Below are 26,553 nucleotides of genomic sequence, written 5' to 3'. Positions count from 1 at the left end.
TTACTCTCCAATGAGGTTTCGAAGGTGGCGGTAGACGTTGACGCGGTCCATGCCGGCCAGAACGCGGTCATAGACAAGCGGACCGATGAGCGAGCCGTTCAACTCCCACCCGGCATAGCTGGACAGTCTCAACTTTGACCATCCGGAGAGGTTCAAATGCATCACCTCAACGATCACGCACTCCCCTGTTGCCAGGAGCGTATGCAAGTCGTCGCGCGTGGTTGGCGCAGCGTCTATTCCGTTAATTTTGTATTTGATGGATAGACCTGCATTAGACGACAGCTCGATTTCCGTTCGGCCATCGTCCGCCGGACCAAACCAACTGCCCCCACTCGTTTCAAGTGATGCGAGTATAAACCTCAGATCCGTTGTTCTTACCGCAAACAACATGCTGCCGTTGACCGGACCCGCACCACCCTTGAAGTCGGCCAGCAGCCCGTCATCCGTTCCATCCAACACCGAATAAACAAGCGGGCGCTTGCCTTCCTCGGTGATGTCGAACTGGTTGGTGACTTTCTGGTAGGAAGTGGCAAAAGCGCCGAGTTCGAGTTGCGGTTTCCGGAGAAAAATACCCGACGTTCCATCGCCCAAGTAGGCTTGGCCGTTTTTTGTCCGAATATCCACGATGGAATTGTCGGTTAGAGCCGCAGTGAATGTGACCTCAAACCGATACCAACCATCTCCCAAAGCCGTGACACGTTGACTGTCGAGATCCGAGTCAAGAGCCGATACCTGCCCAGTGGTAAGATCAAACAACTGGAACGCATTTCCAGAAAGCGCATCGGAAGAATAAACAAAGGAAAAAGAGCCGCAGCCATTGTCCTTCGCTTCGATCGAGTGCGTGTAGGTCTTGCCAGCTTCGAAGCTATAATACTGGCGCAGTGTATGGTCGTTGTTCGATGTGTCTTCAGTCAGTGACCAAATGCCGGCACCTGCATCAACAAGAGACAGATTAGCGTCACGAAGATCCCAAACCGCATTTGTGAGGTCTTCGGTATACGTCAGCAGATTCCGCCGGACACCCGGCACTTCCCGAGCCAGTGTCGGAGAGCCTTCCGTGGACGGCGCAGTCCAGATCGTCGCGGGGATTTCCTTTACTGAAACTGACGTGACATAAGATGTCGTGTCTGCTCTGAAGTTTCTTATCCCGACTTCTGTGCTGTTAAACTCTGCGGTAACAATTGCACTGAATGAGCCGCCCGGAAGGGCGTCACCTAGATTGTTGTTTTCAAAAAAGACATCCACAATGTCTTCACTGTCAGGATGGGATGCCACGGTGATAAGAAAGGTTTTTCCTGCTCCTTGATTTAGGTACTGCCGTAAGCGCCCAGTGGCACTCGGTTCCGAGTGAATGGCCACCGCGCCTCTCGTAGTATCGTAAAAAGTCTCACCAGGACCGGTTGAGTGGTCTTCCCAACCCGTCAGACCATCTTCAAACGCTCCGTTGGTGGTAAGCTCCGGAAGTCCCGCAACATACTCATCAAACGTCTGGTTCTTCAGATCCGCCCGATCCACGATCAAACCGTAGGTGGCCCCATGCTCAGCCGGACCACCGGACCCATCAAGACCGCTCAACACCGCACTCTCATGAGAGACATCCGGATAGAGCATCAGGCCCTCGACATCCCACGGCTCGACGTAAGCCGGGTTTTGACCGGCAGCGTACCGCAGCTCATCTTCAATGGCCTGCTCCAGAGCTGGCGTGATTTCACTGTCTGGAACGATGATCGGGCCAATGGTTTCGCCGAGCCATTCGAAGCCAGACCACCCGTTGATGGAGATCGTTCCGGCCGCATTCATCCAATTGAGGATCGGGAGTTTGACGAGCTTCCACTCGCCATCCGCAAGAGTGTTTGCGACATCCCCGCGCGTATGGGATGGGCCAAAGGCGATGCCATTAACCCAGATACTTGGGTCGCCATGCGCTGCCTCTAACGGAACAGACGAACCGGTATCCCAAATTCCACGCCACGCGCCTTTGCGCAGCAAAATGCCGGCAGGAGCCGTGGTCCGGACCATCATGTAGGCGGTGGAGTTCGCCTCGCCGGTTCCATCCACATCCAGGCCCATGGTGTCATCTGCGCCATCGGAGACAGCGGTCAGAACTGCTGGAACCCCATCTTCCTCGACCCAGAATTGGTTGATGACTTTCTGGTAGGGAGTGGCTGTGGAACCAAGTTCAAGCTGCGCGCCCCAGACATAGAGACCAGATGTCCCGTCGCCGGTGTAACTGTCAAAACCTGTTGCTGACGGGCTGCCGTCACTTAGTCCAAAGCAGAAACTTTGAAAGTCAGTTGCAGCTGCTGTGTAAGTCAACGAAATCCGAAACCAGCCGTCACCAACGTCTTCGACACTGTAGTCATCAACATCGTTATCAACGCTAGTCGCGATGGCTCCTGTAGTCAGATCGACATTCAAAACAGCGCCTGGAGACGATGTCGATATAATCTGAACGACCGTGCGTTCTGCTGCCTTCACAAAGCCAGAAAAAGTGTACTGTGTTCCGTTTGTGACAGCTATAACTTGACGATTGTAGTGCGCGCCGGTTTCAGTGCTCTCCACAAGCTTATCGGCAGACAATGTGCCGTCTGGCGCAGTTGTGGCATCTATGACGGTGGACGTACGCGTATATAACCACGCCGCGTTATCCAATTGCTCAGTGTACGTCAGTTTGTTCCGCGCACCACCCGCCGGATGTTGCTGAAGGGTCAGCGCGGCTTCGGTGCTGGGAGCGACCCACGGCGCGTCGGGGAGAACGCTCAGCCGAACATCTCGAACGACAATGTCCGTTGTGCCGCCACGACGCTTGAATTTGATGGTGGTTTCATCGGCATAGTAAATCGCAAGGTGAGTGCCGACCGTATTAAAGATCGGGCCGCTATCACCTATTTGTATGCCGCCCCCGAATACAGCCCCTTCCTCAATCGTGAAAGTGACGGCGTACCAAGTCCCGATATCGAGTTTGCCAGTAATCCCAACGTTTGTGTTTGTTCCATCCGGCGTGTAGATGCGATACCGGTTTTCACCCAAGATCTCACTGGTCGGCGTCGATGTTCCAGAAGTCCAAGGCTCAACATCGGCGTGAACCCACATATCGGCCAAACCGGAGATATACCGTTCCGCAATGCGCCCGCGAAACGACTTCGGATTGAGCGCCATGGCAAACGTGTCGCCCGGCTCCGGATGGCCACCAGAGCCATCAGGGTTGCGGAACAGAGCCGTGGTGTCTGTGACAGGCAAACGGGTCATGCGCTTGGCCTGTAGCCGCGCAGGAATGCCCTGATACCCTTGTGGGAGGTGCAATGCCAAAGGAAGGGTCATGCCAAACCTAGCTCCCGTGTTCTTGCGAGGTGGCTGAAGCATCTCAACCTCTCGTAACCGTTACTTTGAGTGGATCGCGAAGGGCCTGGACGTAGACCTTGTCGGAAGGGCTCAGCCCGGAAAAGGAAACCGGCTGATTGTGTCCGCCCACGATTCTGGGGGTTGGCGAAGATGGCTGGGACTGCGCGACATGGACCGAAAACCGATCCATCGCCTCAGTGGTCACGGTCACGTTTTCCGAACCGTCAGCGACCAGCTGCCAGGAGTTGTTCGCAACTTGAAAATCAATCATCTCTGTCATGTCGATCGCTCACAAAAAAACCGCCCCAAAAGGCGGTTGTGGAAAGGTCAAGATGCTGAGGCTCAAGCGGCTTTGATGGTCATGTAACCGTACTTGCCATTCAGAGCATTCAGCGAGTTGTCGTTGGTATCGAGGGAAAACCCGGTTGGAACCGAGGTGATGAAATCGCCCGTGTCCTCAACCAGAATGCCCTCAGGAGATAGCCGGGCATCCGTGGTGCTGTTCCAGCCGCGAACAGAGTCGAACACATAGGAATATCCACTGGCATCAAGCCGCTGGATGAAGATGTATTGCGACTCCCAGCTCAGATGGATGTCCGGGCCGCTCGGACTGCCATTGCCGGTATACATCCCGCACTGAATGATCCCATCCGGATACGGATCATGCGCCCACACATAGGCGATGTAGTTCCGGCCAGACTGATTGACGCCGGGGTGATTGGAGACCTTGAACGTGGTCGCGTTCAGATCCTTGTCCCGATAGAAAGCCTGGAAATCTCCGGGCGTTCCGATATCCACGCTGAAGGACTCGGCAAACTTGCCAGTCCCTTGATCACTGCTGCGATGATAGCATTGCCAGCTCTCAGCAACATTGTAGGCCTTGACCCACATCATCCCTGGAGGAACACCCAGATCGTGAGTCAGAACCCTGCCGTCAACGTCATTTCCGGTCCAGGTCAGCGTCTTTAGGAAACGCTGGCTTTCCGCAAACGACCAGCCAACATAGTTGTAGCCGCTGCGGTTTGCGCCAAGCGTATTTCCGACCGCATAAGCGCCGTTGTACATGCTCGTGACGGATCGAGCGCTTGCCCCCTGGAAGATCTGCGCGGCTTCAAAATCGGAATAAAGGTAGTATCCCATGCCGCGCCGCGGATCGGCCAGAATGTTGTTGATCTCAAGCTCACGGTTTCTCACCCAGGCCAGACCCTGACTGAGGTTCGTGCCGGTCGAAATCGTGCGGCCGTTGCCGTTGTTCCCGGCCCAGATGTCCGTTGAAAAGACGCTCGACACCGAAACTGCCGGCGGCAGGATCAATGGCGTTCGGGCTGGAAGAATTGCGACCATCAGGATTCATCCCAGACCGGGACGCCTTTCCAACTTGCACCAGTGTCCGTGGTGATAAAGCCAATGAGGTTCTTGCCGGACGCCAACAGCGTGGGCTCCACACCGCCATGCCAATTGATCGTACTGCCCCAGGAAAGCGCAAACGCGCCCCCGTTTTCGATCTCGACATACATCTGAACACTTGGCCGACCGCCAGAATCCAGTGTGAAGGTCGAAGCCTGATCGAGCGTCACAGTGTGGTAGTTGTAACCACCCGCAGCGCTGAAGGTGATAGCCGCTCCTGAGTTGCCAGCCGCATCAACATTGACCCCAAGCGCGTCCTCGTAATACTTGGCTTTCCACTGCGATCCGTCATACCAGAGAAGAACATCCGCATTTGAAGGCCCAACCGCTATGCTGGCCGCGCCGTCGATGTTTTTGCCATTCCCGAGGATATTGACCTTGGTCGGGTCAACGACGTTTCCACCCACGATGTAGATGGAATCCCCGTCCGCCGGATCGGCGGGCAAGGTCAGATCAATTCCGGCCGCCCGCAGACGATAGGCCCCGCCAACCTCCAGGGTGGTGTTTGCCGAAAGGTCTTCATAGGAGATCGGTTTCAGCGCCTCGAAAGCCTCAGCGCGGGCAATGATCTCCGCATCCACCCGCTCGGTCAGAACCGTCAAGGGATTGCCGGTCAAGACATCGTTCATGGTGGCTTCGAAGGCCACGTAATCGGCAGCAAGCGCATCAAGGTTCGCCCGCTGTGCGGTGATCTCATCCGTGATCGTTGCCGTGATAACCGACAGAGCCTGAGACTGGAGCTGTGCGACCGCGGCATCATAATCCGCCTCGGTGCCCTCCAAAGCGATCAACCGGGCAGCAATGGACCCCATAACGTGGTCCCAGGTCTCCCGGTTGATGTCCATGTCCAGGGGGGCTTGGTAGTTAGTCTCCGCGCTTGGTAGCGTCATGGATCGCCTCCCAGCCCTGCGACTCCACGATCTCGCGGATCACGGAGCCTTTCAAAACGTGCTTGTCACGCGGCAGCAGTTTCCGGCTTCCACGCAAAACAACGGCGGCCAGCGTTACGTTGTAGCTGGCCCCGTCCTCGATCTCGAACGGTGTCATGAGGTTTCCTTAGTTTGCGTAGACCGCCATGTTTTCCACGAAGAACACCTTCTCGATGTCCGTGGTTGCCATTTCCATGCGAACACGGGCCTCCGTGGTCGAAGGGACGGTAAAGTCCGCCGTGACAATCCGGCGATCCGGCTTGTCCACGTCCTGGGCGATTGTCACAGCGTTGGCCGTGTACTCGGTTCCGGCGATGTCGATCTTGGGAACGAAGGTGTGCTCATTGTCATCCCAGCGGTCCAAGGCGATTTCCACGTCAATGGACGTTGTGGTGATGCCGAACTCCAGAACCTTGGTCATGGCCACACCGGAAGGCTTGTGTCGGCGCGCCTCCCCCCGTGCGTTCTCGTTCAGAACAATTGCCGGAGACAGGCCATACGTCCCGATCATGGTCAGGCGCAGCTGACACGTTGTCGGAAGATTCCAGAGCGGGTTCTGATACTCCGAGGTTTCCGGCTGAATGACCTGCCACGGATCCGACCCAGAGGTTCGAACCTCCCACATCATGGCCGTGCCTTCTGGAGCCCAGCTTTCATAAAGCAGCCGGATCTCGGTCATGCCGCCCGCCAGGTTCAAGCTGTCAAAGACAACCTGGGCCCGGGTCGTGGTGTGGTTGGTCGAGTTGACCTTGAAGCAGAAGTCTTCCTGGGTAGAGCCTTGGAACCATGCCTGATCGGTAGACCAGAACAGCGAGCCTTGGGTGTACTCAGATCCGGTAACAGTGCGCAGGGAGTGGTTGCCCGTTGTGACTGTCACCCAGGCATACCGCCGGCCAGGGTCCAGATACCGGGGCGAAAATGGGAATTTGACCCAGCCCGTGGACAGATCCGCGTGTTCGACCGTGGTGTGCGCGATGGTATTGTCAAACACCGGCTCGCCGGTTGGAGAGACCTCCACCAGGAGCATTTGAACGTTACCGTCATTGCCGACCCGATCAAACTTCACCTCTATTGAGGACAGGATCATCGGCTGGGTCAAAAGGAACGTCTGCGCATAAACAGAACCGTTGATCCCGAAGGTCTCTGTAACCGTGTCCCAATAGGTTTCGGTCCAGGTGTTGTGGATCACAGCCCGAGCTGCCCGGATTTCCCGGTGTGTCGTGCTGTTGGTCGGCATCGAGTTGTGAAGAACGATGTCCGAAGCGTCGTAGTTTGTGCCGTGGGTGCGGTTGAAGTCGCTGGTATCGAGCGTATCGCCCGGCGTTTGCGCGTTGATGGCCCCGACATTGACGAAAGTCTCGCCGCCCCGCTGGAAGGTCTGACCGGTCGCAGCCGAGTCGAACCCGGAATAGTCAGCGGTATTGCCGCACATCGCGACTGTCGGACCGTAAGAGGTCGAAGACCGTGTAACCGTGCGGGCAACCGGTGTTTGGACAGTGTGAACCTGCTGCGAGATGTCCTTGGTTCCGCCCGAGCCATCCACCTCAATGATGGTGGTCTCGCTCCAGTCCAGGAGCATCACGCCATCGGTGATCTTGATCCCGTCCTGGGCAGGGTTCGTGACCGATAGCTGCACATCTTCAATGGCCGCCAGCGGAAAGCGGATCCCCTCGTCCACCCGCGCATCCCAATCGACGTGTGTCTTGCTCCAGACCGCATCAATCAAGCCGCTGTCGTAGAGATAGGCTCGCGCTGCATCTGGAAGGGACAAGAGCTTGCGCACCCGGGCCATGTCCATCTGGAGCTGGCGTGTGACATCCTGGCGGGCATAATCTGACAGCCGCGCTTGAAGGTTTGCCAAATCGGTTTGAAGAGTCTGCGTCCGGGCGAACGCGGTAAGCATCTGCGCCTCCAGAACCGTCACCCGGCCCTCGACCTCATACAAGGTCTTGACTCGGTGATCCTGGGAGGGCTCGATCGCTACAATTCCAGCTGTGCTCAGAAGCACAAAGGCAACGCAGCAATCCGTTTCCGCAATAGACGGCTTGATTGGCGTGGGTGAAGAAAGCCCCTGCTGGATGACAAAATCACACTCGCGGACCGTGGTCTTAGGAACCGCAGTCAGTGCGGTGGCGCCGGTATCAACATCCGTTTCCACAAACCGGTTCGAAGGTTTGGTATCCTCGGATCCGCGCACCAGTATCGCGATATATTTCTGGTCGTTTGCAACAACCGGCAGGTAGGTGATCAGATCCAGGTTCTCAGGCGCGTCCAGATCAAAGATCTCGCCGTTTTTGAACAGCCGGCCTTCATTGACACGGGCGACCGAGGCGGATGGAAACTCAACCGTAAACTCGGCCCAGTGGTTGGGGTATCCAATCGCGCCGCCTGTGATGTTTTCATCGCCTTCCCGGGCCGCCGCGGAAATAGCTTTCAGATCCCCCGCCTCGATGACCTCGGCGTTGGTGAACTCAATCATTTTTGTCATGGGTCAGAGCCTTGTTCGGTCGATGTACTGGCCGAGCTTGAAACCGCCGTCGATGCTGATCTGATCGTCTATGCGGATGACCCGCTTGTGAGCCCAATCCACGCGGTATTCCGAGTGCGGGGCCTTTGCGGTCTTCATCGCGATGCGGGTGCGCTCGATGGGTGTGTAGTCGGGCGTTTTCACGGGCGAACGGGCAATAACGCCCCGCCCGCAAACTGCCGCCCTTGGCGGTTTGCTGGTCAAAACCTTGACCAAGTGCCTGGCGGCAAACGGTGGATGACCAATAGGTGCCCGCCGAATGAGAGATCGCCCCAGAACCACCTTTTGAGGATAAGAAATCGTGTCGAGCAAAAGCCCGTCAGCGTGGGCCAGAAACCGGATCGTGCCGATCCGTGTCCCCTTCAACTCAGACAACCACTCGCCAGTGTGGCTCGCGTAATATCCGCCATAATGCGCGACAACCTCGCGTTTTCTCTGTTCCGGCCAGTCGTCGTACCAATAGTCAACGCTGACATGAGCTGCGAGATGAGGCAGGTTCGCGGCGTCCGCAGTATAGGCGTTCATTTGCTCAGCAAGGGGCACCGGCAAATCATCACCAACAGCCTTTGCAAGCGCACGCTCGGCCGGCGCCGTAGAGTCTGGAAGAATTTCGAGGAAGTCCTCCATCAACGGACCCTCGGCGCGATAGAGAGCGCAGTCATCACCGGCACCGAATATGGCTCCGCATCAATGGACACAGGCGCCAAGTCTTCAACTTTCAGCACATTTGGCCCGTAGGCGGCACCCGGCAGCAAATCACGTGGCACCTCGCCGCCAATCAGAACCCGGTCAATTGCCGCTGCCCGAACCCGATCTTCGGCGTCGCGCACCACCAATTCGGGTGCAGCACCACTTGGGATATCCAAAATCAGGGAGACTTCATATTCGACCCGGATTGCAGGGATGACAGAAACCGCAACAGCCTCAGGCAAAACATGCGACGCTGTCACGGCGGATCGAACCGCTGAAACCTGTTGCTCGGTCGGCGAAACACCCTCTGGTCCGATGATGACGATATCGATATCGCCGCGGCGCCCGTGAACCGGATACCCATTCACCCGCGCATCCCAAAGACCAAGCGAACGGTCCTCCGATTGCGGCCAAGCCGAGTGTGCCTGGTAGAGATAGCCATCAGCGCTCCCCGCAGCCGCCCGATCAAAACTTAGGAGATAGCGATGCAAAAGCGCTGCATCGCCCTCCATTATCGCATCGGCTGATTGTGTGGCTGGCGCCACCTCAAGTCGAAGAATGTTCCGAGTGGCCGCAATTGCGTCGAGATCTGTATCCGTCGCATACTGGGCAAGAAGCGAACGATAGACGGCATTGACGCGGCCGCGATCAAGTAGTCGAAGGAACGAAAAGGCCTTGCCGACCACCATCACGGGATCGGTGTTCAGATCCTGAACTTCATAATCCGGAAGCGACGAATCCAACTGCTGCGCCTCGGTCCACGCAGATGCAAATCGCGTCTGAAAGTCCCCGAAATATCGACTGAACGCCAACACCTCGATAGCATTCGGCGCCGCGAGAAACGACGGGTTGATCGCAGTTGGTGCGTAAAACATGGATGTCCTGGTGCTTGAAAAAGCTTAGAGCGGATTTGCCGCGAGACGGCCATCAACAAGGCCCAGGGAAAAGGTGAGCTGCCGCTCAACCGTAAAATCCCCAAACAGCGCCTCCGGGCGCCAATCCACTTGGATCACGAGATGCGCTGAACCGGTCCGGACTTCGTCCACGGTCCCGGAAAGACTTACCTTTCGGACACTAAAGCGCGGCTCCCAGAGGTCGATCGCAAGCGCGATCAGCTGCCGGACCAGCAACATCAGTTTGACGCTGATCGCCCGACCCAAAAGCTCTTCTATGCCGCCGCCAAATTGACGGGTCATAACAAGCTCACCAATCCGGGTCGCCAGGATGAATTCAACGCCCTGAAGCGCGGAGTCCAGATTGCCGATCGGCCGGAGAGAGTATCGGCTGAGACCAGTCAACGATCACTCCTCAGAGACTTCCGCAGCCTTTTTCGCCGGGGGCTTAGATCGCTGCGGCTTGATGCGACCTAAGCTCAGATCATAGGCGGCCTCTGCCTCGGACAGCTCGATGCGGCCATTTTCAGGGACCGGACCCGCACTGATCCGCTCGTGACCCTCAGCCACGACATAAGTTTTCTTGCTCATGATGCTCTCCGATGGATTAGCCGGCGGCACGCACCAGCTCCGAACCTTCAACGATTTCCCAAAGGCCTTTTGAAGATCCGATCTTCACGTTTACTTTGTCGCCGATACGGGCAACGCGCGGTCCGCCTTCATCACCAAGATCAACCTCGCCTTTCACGACCAAGTTTCCCTCGATCGTGAGCGTCCCGTCTTTCATGGTCATCCGAATCCCGAATGCCTCCATGACGTTTGCTGCAAGGTCTTCGCTTGGCTGCGTGTTTTGATCTGTGAAGCCGCCGCGGATCATGTATCCCTGCCGCGCATCACCATTCGGGTGAAGCGACATGACAACTTGCCCCACAGACAACGGCAACCAGGTCGCAGTCTGCCCACCAGATTCTGGATGTGGAAACCATGGCGAAAGAAACGGACCATCCTCGCCCTCGCCCCACTTCACCCGATAACCTTTTTGCGGATCCACAACCTCAACCGGACCCCACCGAAACTGGTTACCGAACTGGGTTTTCAGCATTTCAAAATCGAGGCGTTGACCCGTAATGATATCAAGCATCAGGAGACCTCTACCGGCTCCGCGCCAGGTGTCTGGATTGTCACGCGATTGGCGATCGACGATGCATCCGCATCCTCAAACAAGCCAAAGCCGAGCGCCTGCATTTCAGATGTGGTTGCCCCGATCCGAGCCTGGACCTCTTCATCGGTTTCTGGAGCTGCTGGAACTTCACTGCGTATTAAACCCGCAAGTGCCTGATCATCCGGAGTGCCGGCATCAAGCAGAGCCAGAAACCGCGCGAAGGGAAGACCCTCAATAACGTCTGCTGCAAACATCGGATCCCGCAAGGCATCGAGCGTAAAGGTCAGTTTTTGCGCAGCAACACGCTCCCCGTTGTTATCGCTGTCGGCGCGCTCGACCGATTGTTTTGTAACGCGCGAGAACAACCCGCGGAAAACATCAGCAGGCTCAGAAGCAGACCCCTGCAGACAAGACCGGATCTGGCGACCCAGAATATCGAGGTAAAACTCGGGCATGCGAGATGTGTACGGAATGCCAGGTATTACAGACTCGATCATCTTGTCCGGGTCTTCTGGATCCGGCTCTTCGAGCACCATGGCATCCGTCACACCATATTCGATCGACAGGGAAACCAGTCCGTTTTCGAGTAGATTGCGAGCTTCATCCGCCTGCGAATTGGCAGCATCTGTGTAAACCGCAATAAACCGGTCTTTTTTCTTGAGATAAAAACCCCGGTCTTTTTCTCGGAAGACCCCGATCTCACTGTCGAGGACATTATCGCCAGCAAGGGTACGACCCTTGAGCGCCATCACTGCCGTCATGCGCAAGGCAATTCGGATCAAACTCATCTGCTATCTCCCAGATGGACGATCACACGGCCATGGCCACGGCTGTCAACCGATGATACTCGCCAAACTGGAGCACCTGGACGCTCAAGCGCAAAGACCTTGTCGTCTTTTTCAAGAACGAGGTCGGGATACTTTGCTCGATCAATGCGCAACTCAGCACCGCCCGCCCTGACATTCGCCGACCAATCACCTGACCGATCACCTGCAAGGTTTTGATTGGACCTCGAATTCACACGCAAAACAGCTTCGATCACAACGGCAGACCTGGCCGGATCCTCGCGGCCTTCTTTGAAGGCTACAATCCGAACCTGCTCGGCCCACATGCCGTCCGTCTGGGAATGCAGCTCGCGGCGAAACTGATCGAATACCGGCACGGGAAAACCCCAGGGTTAAGCAGCCTTGGCCGCATCCAGCGCCTTCTGCGCCTTTTCCAAGTCGCCTTTTGCCGCCTGCTGGGCCTCATCACTGTCCGCATTCACAACAGCTTTTTGAGCCTTTTCAACAGCCGCCTCTAACGGCGTTAGATCTTGCGGCTTCGACCCGCCAGACTTGTCCGCCTTCGCTCGCGCCGCCTTGACCTCGACGGCGAATTTCTCATCGAGTAGATGCTTCCCGTAGGGAGCCGGTACACTTACCGGCTCGCCGGGATCACACTTGCGATCTTTTTCCGCCTTCAAAACAGCTGCAGGAATGATCCCACCGCGTGGAAATGCAATCGTCATCTTGGATTTGCGGGACATGAGGATTCTCCTTCTGATGTCGAAACACCACGCGGTGCTTGGAGATCAGAAGAAAATCCCGGGGCAAAACCCCGGGACTTCAATAGTGTGTCGAACCAAGAAAAGGTTAGGACATGGTCAGCCGGCGCAATGCGCCAGGCTTCGTGCAGATGGAAATGGCATTCATCTGCAGCTCCAAATCAACACCCTTGTTGTTTGCTTGCGGAACGATTTTCGCATAACGCGGCAGACCCAATGTGTTGACCGTTTCCATATAGTCAGCAGGCGCGAAACGGGTGATGAATAGACCCGGCGCCCCCATAGGCGTCACCCGGCCCTCGTTTTCAGCGATAAAGCCAACACCACCATTTGCGACCTTTGCTTTAGAGCCATTGCGGTACCGCTCGAATGTGAACTTGCCAAATTCGAACTTGTCCGGGATGGCCTGGCGGAGTTCTGAGGCGCCGTTGTGGTTCAGGAAAGTTTCACGAACGCGCTTGTGGTTCCAGAGCTTCATATGGAACTGGCGACCCGTCCAAACATGGAAACCGCTGTAATAGCTGTCCAGCTGATCTTCGATCGACCAGGCGACTTCCTCTTCTAAGATCGTATCGATCTCAGTGTTGGCGTTTGACAGTTCCAGATCAACTGCAGCCGGAACCGCAATACCAAATCGTGAGTAAAGGTCATGGAGCACCTGACCGGACTTGCTGGTCACAATACCCTTGATCGCCCCAACACGCTGGTGCTCAAGGGTCATATCAAGGTCCATCAAGTGGGTGTCGGACTTCTGTCGCACCCGCTCCAGAACCTGCTCGGTCTCTGATTCGCTGCCGAATGCACGGACATTCTGGACCTCATCAGCTTTGACTGCGTCGTCTCGCTGATAATGATCAACTGCAAACGGGACCAAATCGCGCCCGCCTTCGCCGGCTGTTTCACCGGCACCGCCGCGCTGAGTTGGCTCCACCAAACTCAATTCGCCGTTCCGCTCTTCGACGGAGACGATGGTGGTGGAAACGCTGTCTTCTTCGAACATGCCAGAAGCGCTGATTTGACCAGGCCGGAAAGGCATGTTGTTGACGGTCGCCGTGAGGCTGTGAACGCTGAATGCGTCCCCATTGAAAATATCAAGTGTTGGCATTTGCTCTGCTCCTCAGCGCGCCTTGATGCCGACCGCGCGGAGCTGGTCGAGCTTGGTGTCGATTTTTGCTTGATTGTCCACGGACACTTCGAACTGAAGCATCGGCAGCTTCACTTCTGCATCGACGTTGACCACCAACGCCTCTGCATCAGCAGCCGTTGCATCGGTTGCATAGCAGAGGATCGCAGAAGCGGTTTCTGCCCCCTCTTTACCGGCGACAGACGCGTTGGGTGACGCCACAAACTTTTCAGAAGCGGTCACCTGCCCAAGGACGGTTCCTGGCTCCAGTTTGCCTTCGCCCGATGCGATGGTGACAGTGTCGAGAGACCGTTTGCCCGCAGCCTCAGAAAGCAAGAACGCGAGGTTGTGCTGGCCCATTGTAAGCTTTTCCATGGCTTAAGCTCCTGTTGCCTGACCGCGCCGCGCGGCAAAGATGCCACCACGATCCAGTGTTGCCGTTGCGGGTTTTCGTTGAGCGCCAGGCTGAGCCTGACCGCTTGCCTGCAAACGACCTGCTTCGTATGTAGCTGGGTCGCTGCCGCGATCGTCGCCCTCGGCCTTTTCAGGCTCCTTATGGGCAGCGCCCAATGCCTCGATTGCGGCCTCGGCCGTCAATTCGGTTTTGTAGGCAAAAAACTGCGCCAATCCGTCTTGGCCCTTAGCCTCTTCAGAACCGAGGATCTTCTGGATCCGAGCAGTTGCCTCCGCGACAGCTGCAGAAACAGCCTCAGCGGTATCGGCGGATTTGCCGTCCGCCGGAGTTTTATCAGCCATGTCTATCTCCTTCTGGCTGGTGGTGGCGGCAGACTCCGCCGTTCCGGCGGCCTTGAAAGACCAACCGTTTTTCTTTGAAAGTTTGGTGAGATCGTCCGGCGCGGCCGCATAGGATCGATAGTCGAAAGCCGCTGCCATTCTCGCCGTCTCTTCATCGGCTTCGTCGGCATAGCCGGCCTCGACCGCCTCTTCAGCAGTCATCCAGGTGGTTGCCTTCATGGCCGCACGCACATCTTCAGGGCTTTGCCCAGACCGCGCGGAATAGGTCTCAGCAAACGACTCGGCCATCCGCTCTAACGCTTGCTTGGAGATGTCATGATCTTCCGCGGTTCCCACCGTCACTGTCGCCGGATCGTGGATCATCATAAGAGCGCCGGATCGCATGACGATTTTGTCGCCCGCCATTGCGATGAGGCTTGCAGATGATGCTGCGACACCGTCCACAAAAACGGTCACTTGGCCTTCATGTACCTTCAGCGCGTTGTAGATACTCCGCCCATCGTCCACATATCCGCCGCCTGAATTAAGCCGCACCTTCAGATCATTCTGCGAGCCATGCTCTGCGAGCGCAGACAAAACCTCGCGAGCCGTGAAGCCCGCATCCCACAGGTTCTCACCGACGAACCCGTAAAGAACGAGTTCGCCGTTTTCATAAACGGACATCTTGGAAACCCCTGTTAGATCCAACGCACTCTGCGCGCGCGACCACGCCCTGAGGCGCCACTCGCTTGATCACACTTTTGCTTGTAGTCGGCGATGAGTTGATCGAGCTTTCCAACATCCGCTCTACTGTAGGTCACCTCCTCGCCATCCATCCGGATGATCAGGGCAACCAGGCCCATCGCGACCTTCAGGCGCTGTTTTTCCAGCGCCTTTACGACATTGCACGGCTCATTGAGATCAACGTTTTCGCCATTAATCTCGATCACGGAAGATACGGTCATGATGATGCAGGCTCTTCGCCTGCCTCCTCGGAACTGTTCAGCATGTCAGCCGCAGCTGCCTGTTTTGCCGCATAAGGAGACGACATTCCCGCATCTTCATATCGCTTATGCTCGCTCAGCTGCTGCTCGAACAGCTCATCGGGATCAACACCCAACTCAGCAGCCTCGCGCTCGATTGAACTGGTCTTGTTGGCCAACTTTTCACCGGATGCCTTGGCGCTCTTTAAATCGTCTGCTGTTGGCTTGGGCGGGCCTTGCCAACTCGCCTGAGAAATCGCCTTGCGATTTGCTCGGAAAGCGTCGTACCCGCTCGGGAACGGAATTCGACCTTCGCCAATTTCCTCATCAAGCCAACTTTCATAGACCGCGCGCTCAACAGGCACGGCGCACCTGTTTCGTCGCCGCAGAACAACCGGCCAAATCGATGAATTCTCCATCCGGACTGACGAATAGGTGGCGTTGGAATGATCCATGGTCAAAGCGCCGTAGGAGATACCAATCGCTCGCGCCGTGTCTCTCGCAAGAGAATTCGAGAACGGCAGATATTGTGTTCCCGGCGTTCCCGCAGATTTGAGATCAAGCTGCTCCCCTGGCGCCAAATGCGACACCATAGGGTCGCCGCCGAGACGGATGTCGGATTCTGCAGCAGCCTCAAGGCTCCCCTTCAGATATCCAATGTACTCGCCGGCATACTCGCTCGCTTTTTCAACTTGGTTGTCTTCAAGGATCTGAAGAGCTTCAAAAGCCTCGACGGTTGGTTTTTCACTTGTGAGTGTGGCCGCAAAAACTGTTTGCAGTATCGCGGTTTGCAACGTCGCATCATCCAGCATTTCCGCCTGGATGTGTTTCTTGAACGCAGAAGCCAGGACCGAAATCCCACGCACGTCGGTGACATCCATTGGGTCGAAGACGTGGAGCACCTTGTCCCGCCCATCCCCGTCGCGCGCAGCATATATCTGCTTCACGGCTATGCCGGCATTACGCTCTTCGAACAGATAGCCGACCGGCCGCCCGTTTTCGTCGTGGTAAACCCCCTGGAAAAGACCCTCTGCTTCGTTTGTGTCCTGCACAAGTCGGTTCGGCGGGGTCAAACAGAGTTTTGTGCCCGTCTCAATGCCGTATCTGCGACGGTCGCTCCGCGGCATGTATTCAAGGATGCCGGTCACTTCGCCAAAACTCATGTCCCAGCGCAGGGCAACATCAACCTGTTGAGATAGGTCGAATTTGCCGCGAAAATCGACCTCAGCCTTATCCTTCCGATATCGATTCCAGCGGCGCCGCACCAGGCGCACCCAATCCCGGACCTGTTCGGCACTCCAATTGAACCCAGAGAAGTCCGGCGTCGGTGTCATTTGAAGACCGCTGCCAACTGTGTCGGCAATGACTTGGTCTGCCGCGCCGCGCAAGCGCCCCGAGTTCTTGATCAAATCCAGCGCAAGCGCTGCCGAACGCTGCCAGGCGATGCGAATATCATCCCGGCTTTCGGTGAGTGACACCATCCGCGAAGAGATCACACCTGAACGCGTGTCCCGAAGGTAGCGGGCAACTGGCCGCCTGCCAGCGCTGGAGCGCAAAGGGTTGCCCTGCGCATCGATCAGCCCAGTCGTCTTCGCCATTTGTTATGCCCGGTTTCTGGTTTCGGCTTTTTGGCCGGATCGGTCGGTTGTGGGTCGATCGGCTGGCTGAAGAGATCCTCAAGATCTCCCTGCGCCTCTTCTGGATAGGTTTCGCGTTCTGCTTCGTATTTGTTCCACAAAGCTTCCGGCATATCGCGGACACCGAACCTGATGGCAGCAGCCTCCGCCTGGTTCATGGTATCGAGTGCTTCGTTGGCTTGGGTAGGATCCTTTTCCCACTTGTAAACGTCGAAGCCATCCTTGTTCTTGTGAGATACACGGCGCTCTGCAGTGAGCTGCCGGTAATACTCATCATCAAAGCCAGATGGGAACGCGATGTACCCCGTCTCCAGCGGATCTTCTTTCCGGCAGTTACGATAGAGCGCCATCTTCATGACCGACGCGTTGAACGAATAAAACCGCTTCGACCACTTCAAGATCTTGCCGGTCTTTTTATGCCGCTCTTTCTTGACCGGCATGATGAGTGGCGCGTTGTCCGAGTTGTTGCCGCGAACCATCATCACCAGGCTCGCCGGGTGTTTCTTCACCCAATCCCAGACATCCTCCGTGAACGCATTCCCGTCGATGCCGACACGATCGGCGGAGATCTTTCGGCCATAGGCGTTCGGCCAGCTTTGCCTGATCAGTGCGTCCAGCTTCTCCCTGCATCCCTCTTCTGAGATGTGCCCTGGGAAAACACCATACTGGATCGCATATCGTTCGCGGTTGCGACCCCATCCGACCACCTGCCATTCGACCCGATCATCTTGGCAATCAATGCCTATGGTGATGACCAAAGCCCCGGCTGGTATCCGCCCGCGCGGATAATCTGAAGCCGCGCCTCGATCGCGCAATTCTTCCCAAGGCGGTGCCTCGCCCTGTGTTTGGTATGCCTTCCCTACCGTGTCATTCAAAAATGTTTGCTCAGAGGCCGGATCGCCTTTGGCCTTTAACCAAGCCCGAGCAATTCGCTCAAAGGTTTGCAGATAGCTGTAGGCGCTCCAGATCCAAAACGAACGATGATGTCGCTTGGCCTTTGGGTTTTGAGCAATCCACTCGATACCCTTAAGCATCTGCGGGCGGTGATGCTCCTGAATTGCCGAGCCACATTCAACACAATGAAAACACGCTTTTTCTGGATGATCTTCATCCAGGTTTTCCAGCATATTCTCCCATTCGAGAACTTGGCTGTGACCACAATGAGGACACGGAACATAGGGAAGCTCCTGACTCCCCTCTTCAAACGACCGTGTGATCCGGCACCCCGGCATGACCAGTGGTGTCGATATCTTGAAGATCTTGGCAAACTCGAACGCTTGGCTCCGGCTGTCTGCCTGGCTTTCCGGATCGCCACCCGCATTCGTTTCCCACTTTGCCAAATCATCCTGGACCTGGCGCTTCATGGAAACTTGAGACAGCGATGCGGGCGAGTTTGCACCCGAGATCTGAATTGCACCGCGACCGTCAACGCGCTCCTTGTAGAGCACGCTATCCGCGCCGTCGCGCTGGTTAGCCGGAAACAACGCACGCAGTGAAACCGAGTTCCGCAACATCGGCGCCAGCTTCATCTTCGACCAGCGCTTCGCATTCCCTTCCGTGGGATGCGTCATCATGATGTCGCCGGGATCCATCTCCAGCGAACCGCAGATAAATATGTTTGCGAGGACCGTTCCGCCCAACTGCGCCGATTTGGACATCGAGACAATCCGGCACGGATCATCCGGCGACAATGCCCGAAGGATCTCATCAAAATAGATAAAGATCTCTCGGTTGTACGGCCCAGGGAACGGGCTTTCCCGCTCACTGAAGTAGACTTTCTCCTCTGCGTATTTCAGGTAATCAACCGGAGGCGCCGGCTTGATCACTTCCGCAAACGCCTCCTGCGCCAGCCGCGCCGCGTTTGCAGTCTGAACAATCATGGATGTCATTGAACGATCTCAGCTTCGACCGTTTTTGGCATCTCTTCAACCTCGCGGCGCGCTTGCTCCGCAGCCCGTTCGCGCACTGTTCGAAATTCAGCGCGCATCAGATGCAAAACATCACGGGCGGAGACTTCGAACTTAGCCGCGATCGCGTTTGCGACATCTGGATAAGAGCCTTCAAACGTCTGGATCGTCTTCGCCAAGAGCCCCGCCATTTCGGCGCGAACCTTGTCCGTTTCGGTAAAGCGGCCTTTGCGGTGCTCTTCCTCTTCCGCAGCCTTCCGACTTTGGATCTGCGCCTGGCGCAGCTTTTCGTTTTTAAGCTTTTCCTCAACGGTTGCCGGACGGTCGTCAGGCAATGTCGGTTGCGGCTGCGGAGTGTAACCAGCCAAAGGCAGTCTGGTTGGCGCTTCCACATGAGGCTCGGACACGCGTGGGTTTGGATCGACCAACTGTGTATCGAGCCCATTTCCCATCATCTGGGAGATATCAAGCTTCAACCGCAGCTGCTCTAAGGCAGGACGGACGCGGATCTTGGCAAGACGCCCTTCGCCATGGAGCGCAGCCCCGCCGATCTTCCCATCCGAGATGTATTGCGAAACACGGCCCGGCGAGACTTTGATCAGTTCTGCAAATTTGCCCTTTGACAGGAGTTCCGGCACGGCTGGATCCACCGACCCGCTCCTCAGTTTCTAAACTTTAGTTCTTTAGTCTGGACTTTAGACTTTAGGCTTTGAATTTAGGGTCAGACTGATGAAACCTCGGGAGCTTCCCGCCCGCAGCGAGGTAGAGCCCGGATACGGTCCCTAATGTTTCACAGGCTTTTCCGTGAAACACTTCGACGCTTCATCGCCTTCGCCTTCAGCTCATCACCCGAAAGCTTTGCCCGTGATGTAATTGATCTCGCTAATAACGCGGCGCGGCAACACTTTGCCGACTGTGGACTGCCACGCCTTGGCGCTTTCGCCCTTGATCATCTCCGCCGGGATAACCACCCCGGACCTTTGTTTCTCGATCGGGAATTTGGAACTTCCGACCCGCGCAAAGACTTGACCGCCAAGGCCCAGATCAACACGCGACGGGAAACGCCCGCCTTTGATGAACGTGCCCGGAAAGATTTTGCGAATACCAAAAGGCTTCGCACTCACACCGCGTCTCCGCTCAATTGGGTCGAAGTGCTTCAGGGCAACATCACCCCCAAACGCCTTGACCTGATATTCCAGATTGAACGCCGTGGCGCGGATTGGCTTCATAGCCCTCAGCAGGGTTTTCCGCTTCAGCCCCGTCCGTTTCCGCAAAGCCTTCACAGCATGTGTGCGACCAGAACTACCCGCACGGTTCAACGCCCGTGAACCGACTTTCCGGATCGCCTTGCCGGAGAGTTTCGACAGCGCGCGATCCAGCGTCTTCATGCCGCTGACATCGCCCCAGTGCATGATCAACATCAGATCGTGACCTCGATCGACTGCCCATCTGCAATGATCAGGGTCAGATCCGCCCCGCCCATTTCGCCGGGAACGATCTCAATCCCGAGCACCTCTGTCAGGCGCTCGCGCAGATAGGCCTTGGCGGCATAGAAATCCGGATCATAGGAAAGATCCGGCCAATACTTGGCGGCCTTGTCGATCACGTCGAACATTGCAGGTTTCCGGACATGAAAAAACCCGCTGGAAAGCGGGCCTAGATTTGGTTGCAGGGGCAGGATTCGAACCTGCGATCTCCAGGTTATGAGCCCAGATAAGGAAAGTGCGAGCTACCGGACTGCCCCACCCTGACAAAACTGATTTCCGAGTTTCCCCATAGAACTCCAGAGCGCCAACTCCGCCGCATCCGGCGTGATCTGTTGGCTGGGGTCAATGCCGAAATCGCTCTGTTTGGTGTGGCGGCCAGTGCCTGCCCAGGCTTTCGGGATCCATCTAACTCGTCCTGCCAAGAACATCATGCAGGAGCCCGGCATTTGTCAACCGGCACAACCAGGCGAACCCGCTGTCCCATCATCTCAGCCTCCGCCGTCACCCGTCCGCGCGCCTCATCATAGGCGGACACAACCGCCTCCAGTCCGGTGAAATGCTGGGTGGACATACTGATCTTTTGACCGATGCTAAACGTCTGGGGCATTTGATAGTTTTTATCGGTCTGCGCTTCCCAGGCCGCCTCCATGATGGCCTGCATCTGACGAGCCGGCACGATGTGCGGCCGCTTGTCGAAATGGAATGACAAAATGTTTTCCACACCGTCGCAGGTGCGCACCATTTCGGCAAATTGCCCCGCCGATCGGTCCAGCGCAACGAACACATAACGCGGAAAAAACGCGCGGCTGGCGTCCACCGTCTTCGCATTGCGCCCACGCTTGCGGGTCACCGGCTCCATCGGTCGGTAGACGATCAAACCGGCGGCAGACAAGCTCGCCATCGCCCGCTCTTCACAGGACGGGTTGGTCATGATCACAATCCACTCCAGCGCCTTCACGGTGACCAAGGCCCGCATCAGGGCATAATCGCTTTTCAGGGCCGCAGTCACGGGTATCGTTGCCATATGGGTCATTCGGCGGCCTCGTTTTTCTGGAGTTCAGCGTGGGCATTTTCAAATCGGGCCAGCGCAGCTTTCACCGCGCCGTCCAGGCTTTCGTAACTCTCGACAGGCTCCTGCGTCGCGGGCATGTAGATCCACTCAGGCAGATCCCGCGCCTCACCGAGAAACGGCCAGCCGCGCGCGGCATGCAACGCCTTCCAGGCCTCAAACAGCGCGCCTCCAACCTTCACCTTGCCGAAGAGTTCAGCCAGTCCGGACAGCTTTGGATCCCGCGGCGCACCGCGATGCCGGCGAAGAGCGTCTTCGTGCAGCGTGTTGACCTTTGGCCAGCCATATTGCGCCGTGCGTTCGCGGATCATCCGCTCGGCCGCCGCCCCGCCTTGCGCCATCAGCTGCTGCTGAAACCGGGTGGCCGGCGGAATACGGCCATACGGCGCACGCATCAGATTGGCAAACCGCAGCGCACCCCAGTCTCGGCCGTATGGCGCGGCCATCGCAGACCCGCCGCCGCTCGCCTTCATCGCGGTTTCCGGCAAACGCTCCCAGCGCTTTTCCTGGAGATATTTGGAAAACGCACAGAACTTCGATCGACCAAGAGTCGTGGCGTGGGCGACGAAGGCCGGCAAAAGCTCAGCCGCCTTGGTGCGCTCCGCCTCGGATAGGTCAAACCAGGCCGCTTGCGCTGTGTCCACGCTGTCGGTGGCAAAGGTTGGCCACTCCTTGTGCGCTCTTCGGAAGCGGGCAATCCAGCTGGCACGGGTGACGGTTTCGGGATCCTGCGTTTCTTGCGCCCGCCCATCTGCGCACTCACCCACACTCGCACACCCAGTCGCGCGCTCTCTCTCAATTACTGGTTCTCTTACTGGTTCCCTTACAGGGTTAGTCTCCAAATTTTGGAGATGGTTTTGCCCCGGATTTGGAGATGGCTTTTGCCCATTTTTGGAGATGGTTTTTGCCTCATTTCCATCTCCAAATTCTGGAGATGGCTCCCGGTTTTCAACCGCCCGAGATCCCTTCTCGACAGCCTGAAACCCCTCTTCAAACGCCAGGCGATAGATCGTTGATCTGCGCTTGCGCGTCTTCTGGTCCGCCCGGCGCTCGCGCGCAATCAAGCCCGCCGTTTCCAGCGCGTTCAGATGGTTGTTCAAACTGGATTCGGAGATCTCACAGTCCCGCGCCAGGGTCGCCTGGCTTGGAAAACATCCGTGGTCGGGATGGTAGCGGTCACAGAGATGCCAAAGGACGATCTTTGCAGCCGGGGACAAACCCCGCTGTTTGATGGCCCAATTGGTCGCCTCATGGCTCATTCAGCGCCCCCAATAAAATCTTGCGGCAACGCAGACACTTCTGCCGGGTGGTTGAAGTCTGAAGTTTGAAAATCAATGGCCAGGGTGACGCTAATCACCGGCCCGAAGCGGACCTCGATCAGGCCCTTCCGGCGCAGCTCCATCAAAGCCATCCAGAGCGGCACCACAGCGAGCTGCAGATGGTCTGCAAGCTCAACAAACGGCACTTGCATCAAGCCGCCCTGCACGCCGCTCTCGTGGCGCGCTGCGAGTGCCAGAAGCACTTGCCGGCGCAGGCACGGATCTGGCCACACCAGCGCATCCGCCGCCCGCACAGCCCAAGCTTCAGCTGCGGCGCTCATGCTGCGTGCTCCCCTGAGGTCGTGCTCTTAGAGGGATAAGCGCACTGACCCAACTGAGAGATAGCTTGCGCACAGAAAGCCAATACCTGCGCAACACAATCGACCACCTTCGGAGTTACTAGCCTCATGCCGCCCCCGCGCCGTCGCCAGGCCCGGCCATGCCAAGCGCCTGCTCATAAAGGGCAAGAACGGAATCCTCTTCCTCGCGCTGGTGCGGCTGCTTGCGCCGCCGGGCGATGACCTGCTTGAGGATCTTGACATCAAAGCCGTTGCCTTTGGCCTCGGCATAGACATCCTTCTTGTCATCGTTCAGCGCCCGGCCCTCTTCCTCCAGCCGTTCGATGCGCTCGACAAATGCGCGCAGCTGATCGGCCGCAACTCCACCCGGATCGGTCATGGATTAAGCTCCTATGGCTTGTTTCAAAATCTCGCCCGGATCGTCTTCCGGCGTTGCGCCGAGCGGCCAGAAGCGCGTCACAGCGCCAGCCTGTGCGTCGGCAAAAGAGAAGCGGTACCAACCGCAGTCATCCATCGCGCTGTCGCGCGTGTGCGGCATCCATTTCAGCCGCGGACAGGGCACGAAATCGGTGCAGATCCGCATCATCCGGGACGCCTGTCTCGAATGTTTCCAGCCCGCATCAAACAGCAGCCAGGTCGGCGCCAGCTGCGCGAAGCGCAAGATCATCGGATGCAGATGCTCGCGCGCCCACGGCGGGTTTGTGATGATGGCGTCGGCCCCGTTCAGATCTGCAAAGGTCAATTGCCGGGCATCGCGGGCAATCACATGGCCCTGCAGACCAGGCAGATCGGGATCCACCTTTCGCGTCATCTTCGGGTCGATGTCGTATCGCCCGACACAGCGGATCCCGCCGCGCGTGATCTGGCCCGTCAGATCGCCCCAGCCCCAGCACGGCTCGACAAAGGTCCGGATCTGATCGCGCCGCAAGAACGGCAGAACAGCCGCGCCGCCGCGCACATCAATTGTCCGGTAGAGATCCTTTGGCACCCGTATAAAGTTGGAGCGCTTGCCCATCGCCTAGACCGCCCCTTGCCAAAACACCCAGACCACCGGCAGGCTCGACACGCCGCACCAGCGGCAAGCCCGCAGGCACCGCGCAATCTCCGCCCGGCGCACCGCACCGGATAGCCCTGGCAACTGCATCAGGTAGACCAGCGCCCAAATGCCGGAGAAGGACGCAACAGCCGCAGACGCGGCCGGAAAAAGGAAAAACCAGGTCATTCGGCAGGCTCCGTTAACGTTTGTCCCGAGGGGGTATTCCCGTGAAACAGGGTCACGAAATAGCGCGGATCGATCCGGTAGAAAGCCGCCAGGATCACCACCGCATCGGCGGTCACATAACCGTCCGCATGGCCGCGCTCGGCCCGGCCAATCGTGGACCTGGAAATGCCCGTCCGCTCTTCCACCTGGCGCAGCGACAAGGCGCGCCTTTCGCGCGCTGCCAGAAGCGCCGCGCCGAGTTTTTTCCGGTCAAGCATCAGCATTGGAAACGCTTTCCGCCGGCAACTGGCGCAGCTGCGGTTTTGGCAAGCCGTTGACCATGTCAGAGCGCAGACCCGGCACCCAGGCCTGACTTTCCGGCGTTTCGCGATCGGCGATCTGGGAGCACGTCACGTCAAAACCGCGCTTTGCCCAGTAGGCTTCGATTTGGCGCGCGAGTCGCATGTTCAGGGCCTTGGCCTCTTCAATCCCCGGCATTGCAATCCCCTTCAGGTTTTCAGGACAAATGATCCGGCAGGCGTTGCCGCAGATCCTCCGGCGCGCACGGCGCCACACCGCGGCCCGGGCCGCGATCGAATGTGTCGGAAAGGTCGGGAACCAGAACCGGCGCCCCGTGTTTTGTGGCCCGGCGCAATCCGCACCACCGCGCCAGCTGCGCCTGGCTGCCCGCGCTGGAAAAACCGCCGCACAGCGCCGCCCGCACCTTGGCAAGGTCAAGACCCGTGTCGGCAGCGATCCGCTCAGCCAAAGCCACAAAGACGACCGGCTGGCCGCCTTGCCACAGCAGATGCTGCGCGCGCGCCCACAGGAAGAGCCGCAAGGTCTGGCGGAGCGCTGCGGTCATCGGGCGCGCACCCGCCAGTTGACGGAAGCCGCCGCGGCCGGTGTGTGAAAGACGATCCGCTCGCGTGCGGGCGCATGAAGGCGCTCACAACAGGACGCGCAATAGCTCTGCCCGTCCTTGGCCGGTGCGCCGCAATAAAACTTGTCATGAACGCCAACGGCGCTGTCATCCCAAAGCGGCGCCCGGCACATCCCGTTTTTCAGGTCGAACAACGTGATGCCGCTGCCTGCGCTGGTTGCGGACAGCTTCGGCAGCGGGATTTTCGGAAGCGCGGAAACGCGCGGCAACATCAGCGGCTTGCGTGCACGTGCACGCGCACGTGAGGCCGCCTGCTCCTCCGAGCACCGCCGCTGCTTGGCAGCAAGGGCCGCAGGCTCTTCCGCGAGATTGTGCCGATCGATGACGCCGCGCACATGGTTGGCGCCGATCGTGCCATAGGTGATCGACAGCGCCTCTGCGATTTCCTGAACGGTGCGGCCGCGGAGCATCAGCTCGAACACGGCATCCCGTTTTTCGTCCGCCGACAAGGCCGGCCAGGTGATCGGGTCGAAGGTTTCAGCCAGGCTCATGAGCGGGCTCCTATTTTTTGGGAAGGTCGGAAAAACGAAAGGAACTTTGGGAACGAGAAAGCAAAAGACGCTTCTTGATTGCCACCGCACTCGACTTTTGGGCGAAACTGGGGTCCAACTCGCTTTTTTAGTGCACTGGGAAGGGGCCAAAACGCATGAAAGAGAGCATTCCGGACGACAAGCTGCATTTGACGGCGGCAATAGCGGCATACTTTGCGATAACGCGGCGACTGTATGCGGAACTCAGCGCCAGCATCGGCGCTGAAAACATCGACATCGACGCCATCGAGGCCGATTTGCTCAACGAGGCCAAAAAAGCAGTACCGCAGGGGCAGTTCGAGCAGCTCGGGACGGGCTTCTACGACACGATGTTCAAGGTCATCAGCGGTTTTTGTGAGGAAGCCCGGAACAGTCGCTAGGTGGACCCCCCCCCGTCGAGCCGAACCGTGAACCCGGCAAAAACCAGTTGAGTTGGACTGTCAGCCAGGCTCATGAGCGGGCTCCTGTTCTTGAGGATGGATTGGAAGATCTGGACAATCGCGCCGGTTGGCCGCTGCACGGAAAAACCGGCCAGCGGTCTCAAACATGGCCGCCTCTGCGAGAAACTGATTGCGCAGCGTGTCCAAGGTTTCCCTTTTGTCGGCAGCAGCACGCCGCACCGATGGCGATGTCAGGGACAGCGAGGACAAAACTTTCTTGCGAGCCGCATCGAAGAGGAAATCGGACAACAGCCGAAGCGCCCCCTCGCCCATCTTCAGGACATCGAGCGCATCAAGTCCGGCCAGATACCGGTCAATGCAGGCGGGGTCCCGGTTCCAGTCTGCCAGGGTCGGAGGTTTCTTCATGGCCACACCTCTTGCCAA

Annotated in this window: 35 protein-coding genes and 1 tRNA gene; 1 reads left to right on the top strand and 35 read right to left on the bottom strand. The window is 57.6% G+C overall.

The features are described 5' to 3' along the window. The 34 genes from RBB44_RS10160 to RBB44_RS09995 all read right to left on the bottom strand — a co-directional run bounded on the left by RBB44_RS10160 (position 1) and on the right by RBB44_RS09995 (position 25,690). Entirely contained in the window at positions 1-3,321 is a 3,321-nt protein-coding gene (locus RBB44_RS10160) for a hypothetical protein (protein ID WP_306147250.1), read from the bottom strand. A 43-nt stretch (positions 3,322-3,364) separates the two neighbouring features. After that, complete coding sequence (locus tag RBB44_RS10155) at positions 3,365-3,622, bottom strand: hypothetical protein (RefSeq protein ID WP_306147249.1); 258 nt, start codon at positions 3,620-3,622, stop codon at positions 3,365-3,367. 62 nt (positions 3,623-3,684) lie between these two features. After that, positions 3,685-4,686, bottom strand: a complete 1,002-nt coding sequence (locus RBB44_RS10150; RefSeq protein ID WP_306147248.1) for a hypothetical protein — start codon at positions 4,684-4,686, stop codon at positions 3,685-3,687. Beyond that, positions 4,686-5,639, bottom strand: a complete 954-nt coding sequence (locus RBB44_RS10145) for a hypothetical protein (protein ID WP_306147247.1) — start codon at positions 5,637-5,639, stop codon at positions 4,686-4,688. Before RBB44_RS10145 ends, RBB44_RS10150 begins: the two co-directional genes overlap by 1 nt. Next, positions 5,614-5,796: a hypothetical protein gene (locus RBB44_RS10140; RefSeq protein ID WP_306147246.1), complete on the bottom strand. Its 183-nt coding sequence runs from the start codon at positions 5,794-5,796 to the stop codon at positions 5,614-5,616. The genes RBB44_RS10145 and RBB44_RS10140 overlap by 26 nt, the downstream gene beginning before the upstream one ends. Positions 5,797-5,805: 9 nt before the next feature. Continuing rightward, complete coding sequence (locus tag RBB44_RS10135; protein ID WP_306147245.1) at positions 5,806-8,166, bottom strand: hypothetical protein; 2,361 nt, start codon at positions 8,164-8,166, stop codon at positions 5,806-5,808. Between the two features lie 3 nt (positions 8,167-8,169). Next, a complete protein-coding gene (locus tag RBB44_RS10130; RefSeq protein WP_306147244.1) occupies positions 8,170-8,832 on the bottom strand; it encodes a phage tail protein I in 663 nt (220 codons plus the stop codon). Next, on the bottom strand, positions 8,832-9,770 hold the full coding sequence (locus RBB44_RS10125) for a baseplate J/gp47 family protein (protein WP_306147243.1): 939 nt from the start codon (positions 9,768-9,770) through the stop codon (positions 8,832-8,834). The genes RBB44_RS10130 and RBB44_RS10125 overlap by 1 nt, the downstream gene beginning before the upstream one ends. A 24-nt stretch (positions 9,771-9,794) precedes the next feature. Further along, positions 9,795-10,193 (bottom strand): GPW/gp25 family protein, encoded by a 399-nt coding sequence (locus RBB44_RS10120; RefSeq protein ID WP_306147242.1) that lies wholly within the window; start codon positions 10,191-10,193, stop codon positions 9,795-9,797. Positions 10,194-10,196: 3 nt separating this feature from the next. Further along, positions 10,197-10,379, bottom strand: a complete 183-nt coding sequence (locus RBB44_RS10115; protein WP_306147241.1) for a hypothetical protein — start codon at positions 10,377-10,379, stop codon at positions 10,197-10,199. 16 nt (positions 10,380-10,395) lie between these two features. Further along, complete coding sequence (locus RBB44_RS10110; protein WP_306147240.1) at positions 10,396-10,929, bottom strand: baseplate assembly protein; 534 nt, start codon at positions 10,927-10,929, stop codon at positions 10,396-10,398. Then, positions 10,929-11,738, bottom strand: coding sequence for a hypothetical protein (locus RBB44_RS10105; RefSeq protein ID WP_306147239.1), 810 nt, complete (start codon positions 11,736-11,738; stop codon positions 10,929-10,931). Before RBB44_RS10105 ends, RBB44_RS10110 begins: the two co-directional genes overlap by 1 nt. Continuing rightward, positions 11,735-12,112, bottom strand: a complete 378-nt coding sequence (locus RBB44_RS10100) for a hypothetical protein (protein ID WP_306147238.1) — start codon at positions 12,110-12,112, stop codon at positions 11,735-11,737. The genes RBB44_RS10105 and RBB44_RS10100 overlap by 4 nt, the downstream gene beginning before the upstream one ends. A 15-nt stretch (positions 12,113-12,127) precedes the next feature. Next, positions 12,128-12,478, bottom strand: coding sequence for a hypothetical protein (locus RBB44_RS10095; RefSeq protein WP_306147237.1), 351 nt, complete (start codon positions 12,476-12,478; stop codon positions 12,128-12,130). Between the two features lie 106 nt (positions 12,479-12,584). Continuing rightward, entirely contained in the window at positions 12,585-13,601 is a 1,017-nt protein-coding gene (locus tag RBB44_RS10090; RefSeq protein ID WP_306147236.1) for a major capsid protein, read from the bottom strand. Between the two features lie 12 nt (positions 13,602-13,613). Continuing rightward, positions 13,614-13,994: a head decoration protein gene (locus RBB44_RS10085; RefSeq protein ID WP_306147235.1), complete on the bottom strand. Its 381-nt coding sequence runs from the start codon at positions 13,992-13,994 to the stop codon at positions 13,614-13,616. A gap of 3 nt (positions 13,995-13,997) precedes the next feature. Then, entirely contained in the window at positions 13,998-15,038 is a 1,041-nt protein-coding gene (locus RBB44_RS10080; RefSeq protein WP_306147234.1) for a head maturation protease, ClpP-related, read from the bottom strand. Positions 15,039-15,052: 14 nt separating this feature from the next. Further along, complete coding sequence (locus tag RBB44_RS10075) at positions 15,053-15,319, bottom strand: hypothetical protein (RefSeq protein WP_306147233.1); 267 nt, start codon at positions 15,317-15,319, stop codon at positions 15,053-15,055. Further along, on the bottom strand, positions 15,316-16,935 hold the full coding sequence (locus RBB44_RS10070; RefSeq protein ID WP_306147232.1) for a phage portal protein: 1,620 nt from the start codon (positions 16,933-16,935) through the stop codon (positions 15,316-15,318). Before RBB44_RS10070 ends, RBB44_RS10075 begins: the two co-directional genes overlap by 4 nt. Continuing rightward, positions 16,914-18,863 carry a phage terminase large subunit family protein gene (locus RBB44_RS10065; RefSeq protein WP_306147231.1) on the bottom strand — a complete coding sequence of 650 codons (1,950 nt, stop codon included), beginning with the start codon at positions 18,861-18,863 and terminating at the stop codon, positions 16,914-16,916. Before RBB44_RS10065 ends, RBB44_RS10070 begins: the two co-directional genes overlap by 22 nt. Further along, positions 18,860-19,531 carry a hypothetical protein gene (locus tag RBB44_RS10060; RefSeq protein ID WP_306147230.1) on the bottom strand — a complete coding sequence of 224 codons (672 nt, stop codon included), beginning with the start codon at positions 19,529-19,531 and terminating at the stop codon, positions 18,860-18,862. Before RBB44_RS10060 ends, RBB44_RS10065 begins: the two co-directional genes overlap by 4 nt. Positions 19,532-19,726: 195 nt before the next feature. Further along, entirely contained in the window at positions 19,727-20,302 is a 576-nt protein-coding gene (locus RBB44_RS10055) for a hypothetical protein (RefSeq protein WP_306147229.1), read from the bottom strand. Beyond that, positions 20,302-20,496, bottom strand: a complete 195-nt coding sequence (locus RBB44_RS10050; protein WP_306147228.1) for a hypothetical protein — start codon at positions 20,494-20,496, stop codon at positions 20,302-20,304. The genes RBB44_RS10055 and RBB44_RS10050 overlap by 1 nt, the downstream gene beginning before the upstream one ends. 48 nt (positions 20,497-20,544) lie before the next feature. After that, positions 20,545-20,634: transfer RNA gene (locus RBB44_RS10045), tRNA-Met, on the bottom strand. A 161-nt stretch (positions 20,635-20,795) separates the two neighbouring features. Then, positions 20,796-21,401, bottom strand: coding sequence for a transcription termination/antitermination NusG family protein (locus RBB44_RS10040; protein WP_209173449.1), 606 nt, complete (start codon positions 21,399-21,401; stop codon positions 20,796-20,798). Next, complete coding sequence (locus RBB44_RS10035) at positions 21,398-22,696, bottom strand: helix-turn-helix domain-containing protein (RefSeq protein ID WP_306147227.1); 1,299 nt, start codon at positions 22,694-22,696, stop codon at positions 21,398-21,400. The genes RBB44_RS10040 and RBB44_RS10035 overlap by 4 nt, the downstream gene beginning before the upstream one ends. Continuing rightward, positions 22,693-23,037, bottom strand: coding sequence for a hypothetical protein (locus tag RBB44_RS10030; protein ID WP_306147226.1), 345 nt, complete (start codon positions 23,035-23,037; stop codon positions 22,693-22,695). Before RBB44_RS10030 ends, RBB44_RS10035 begins: the two co-directional genes overlap by 4 nt. Positions 23,038-23,161: 124 nt before the next feature. After that, positions 23,162-23,434: a DUF2312 domain-containing protein gene (locus RBB44_RS10025; RefSeq protein WP_306147225.1), complete on the bottom strand. Its 273-nt coding sequence runs from the start codon at positions 23,432-23,434 to the stop codon at positions 23,162-23,164. A 3-nt stretch (positions 23,435-23,437) separates the two neighbouring features. Further along, the gene (locus RBB44_RS10020) at positions 23,438-24,070 is read right to left on the bottom strand and encodes a hypothetical protein (protein WP_306147224.1); all 633 of its coding nucleotides are present in this window, start codon (positions 24,068-24,070) and stop codon (positions 23,438-23,440) included. 3 nt (positions 24,071-24,073) lie between these two features. Then, positions 24,074-24,277 (bottom strand): hypothetical protein, encoded by a 204-nt coding sequence (locus RBB44_RS10015; protein ID WP_306147223.1) that lies wholly within the window; start codon positions 24,275-24,277, stop codon positions 24,074-24,076. Then, the gene (locus RBB44_RS10010; protein WP_306147222.1) at positions 24,274-24,540 is read right to left on the bottom strand and encodes a helix-turn-helix domain-containing protein; all 267 of its coding nucleotides are present in this window, start codon (positions 24,538-24,540) and stop codon (positions 24,274-24,276) included. The genes RBB44_RS10015 and RBB44_RS10010 overlap by 4 nt, the downstream gene beginning before the upstream one ends. Next, on the bottom strand, positions 24,527-24,754 hold the full coding sequence (locus RBB44_RS10005; protein WP_306147221.1) for a hypothetical protein: 228 nt from the start codon (positions 24,752-24,754) through the stop codon (positions 24,527-24,529). Before RBB44_RS10005 ends, RBB44_RS10010 begins: the two co-directional genes overlap by 14 nt. Positions 24,755-24,773: 19 nt before the next feature. Next, a complete protein-coding gene (locus tag RBB44_RS10000; RefSeq protein ID WP_306147220.1) occupies positions 24,774-25,121 on the bottom strand; it encodes a hypothetical protein in 348 nt (115 codons plus the stop codon). Further along, positions 25,118-25,690 (bottom strand): GcrA family cell cycle regulator, encoded by a 573-nt coding sequence (locus RBB44_RS09995; protein ID WP_306147219.1) that lies wholly within the window; start codon positions 25,688-25,690, stop codon positions 25,118-25,120. Before RBB44_RS09995 ends, RBB44_RS10000 begins: the two co-directional genes overlap by 4 nt. Positions 25,691-25,845: 155 nt before the next feature. Between RBB44_RS09995 and RBB44_RS09990 the strand changes: the two genes are divergently transcribed. After that, entirely contained in the window at positions 25,846-26,109 is a 264-nt protein-coding gene (locus RBB44_RS09990; RefSeq protein ID WP_306147218.1) for a hypothetical protein, read from the top strand. 60 nt (positions 26,110-26,169) lie between these two features. Here the strand turns inward: RBB44_RS09990 and RBB44_RS09985 are convergent, their stop codons facing one another. Next, complete coding sequence (locus RBB44_RS09985) at positions 26,170-26,535, bottom strand: hypothetical protein (protein ID WP_306147217.1); 366 nt, start codon at positions 26,533-26,535, stop codon at positions 26,170-26,172. Between the last annotated feature and the right edge of the window lie 18 nt (positions 26,536-26,553).

This window comes from Roseibium sp. MMSF_3247, assembly GCF_030733765.1.
Classification (GTDB): domain Bacteria; phylum Pseudomonadota; class Alphaproteobacteria; order Rhizobiales; family Stappiaceae; genus Roseibium.
This window is presented reverse-complemented; position numbering and strand designations above follow the sequence as displayed.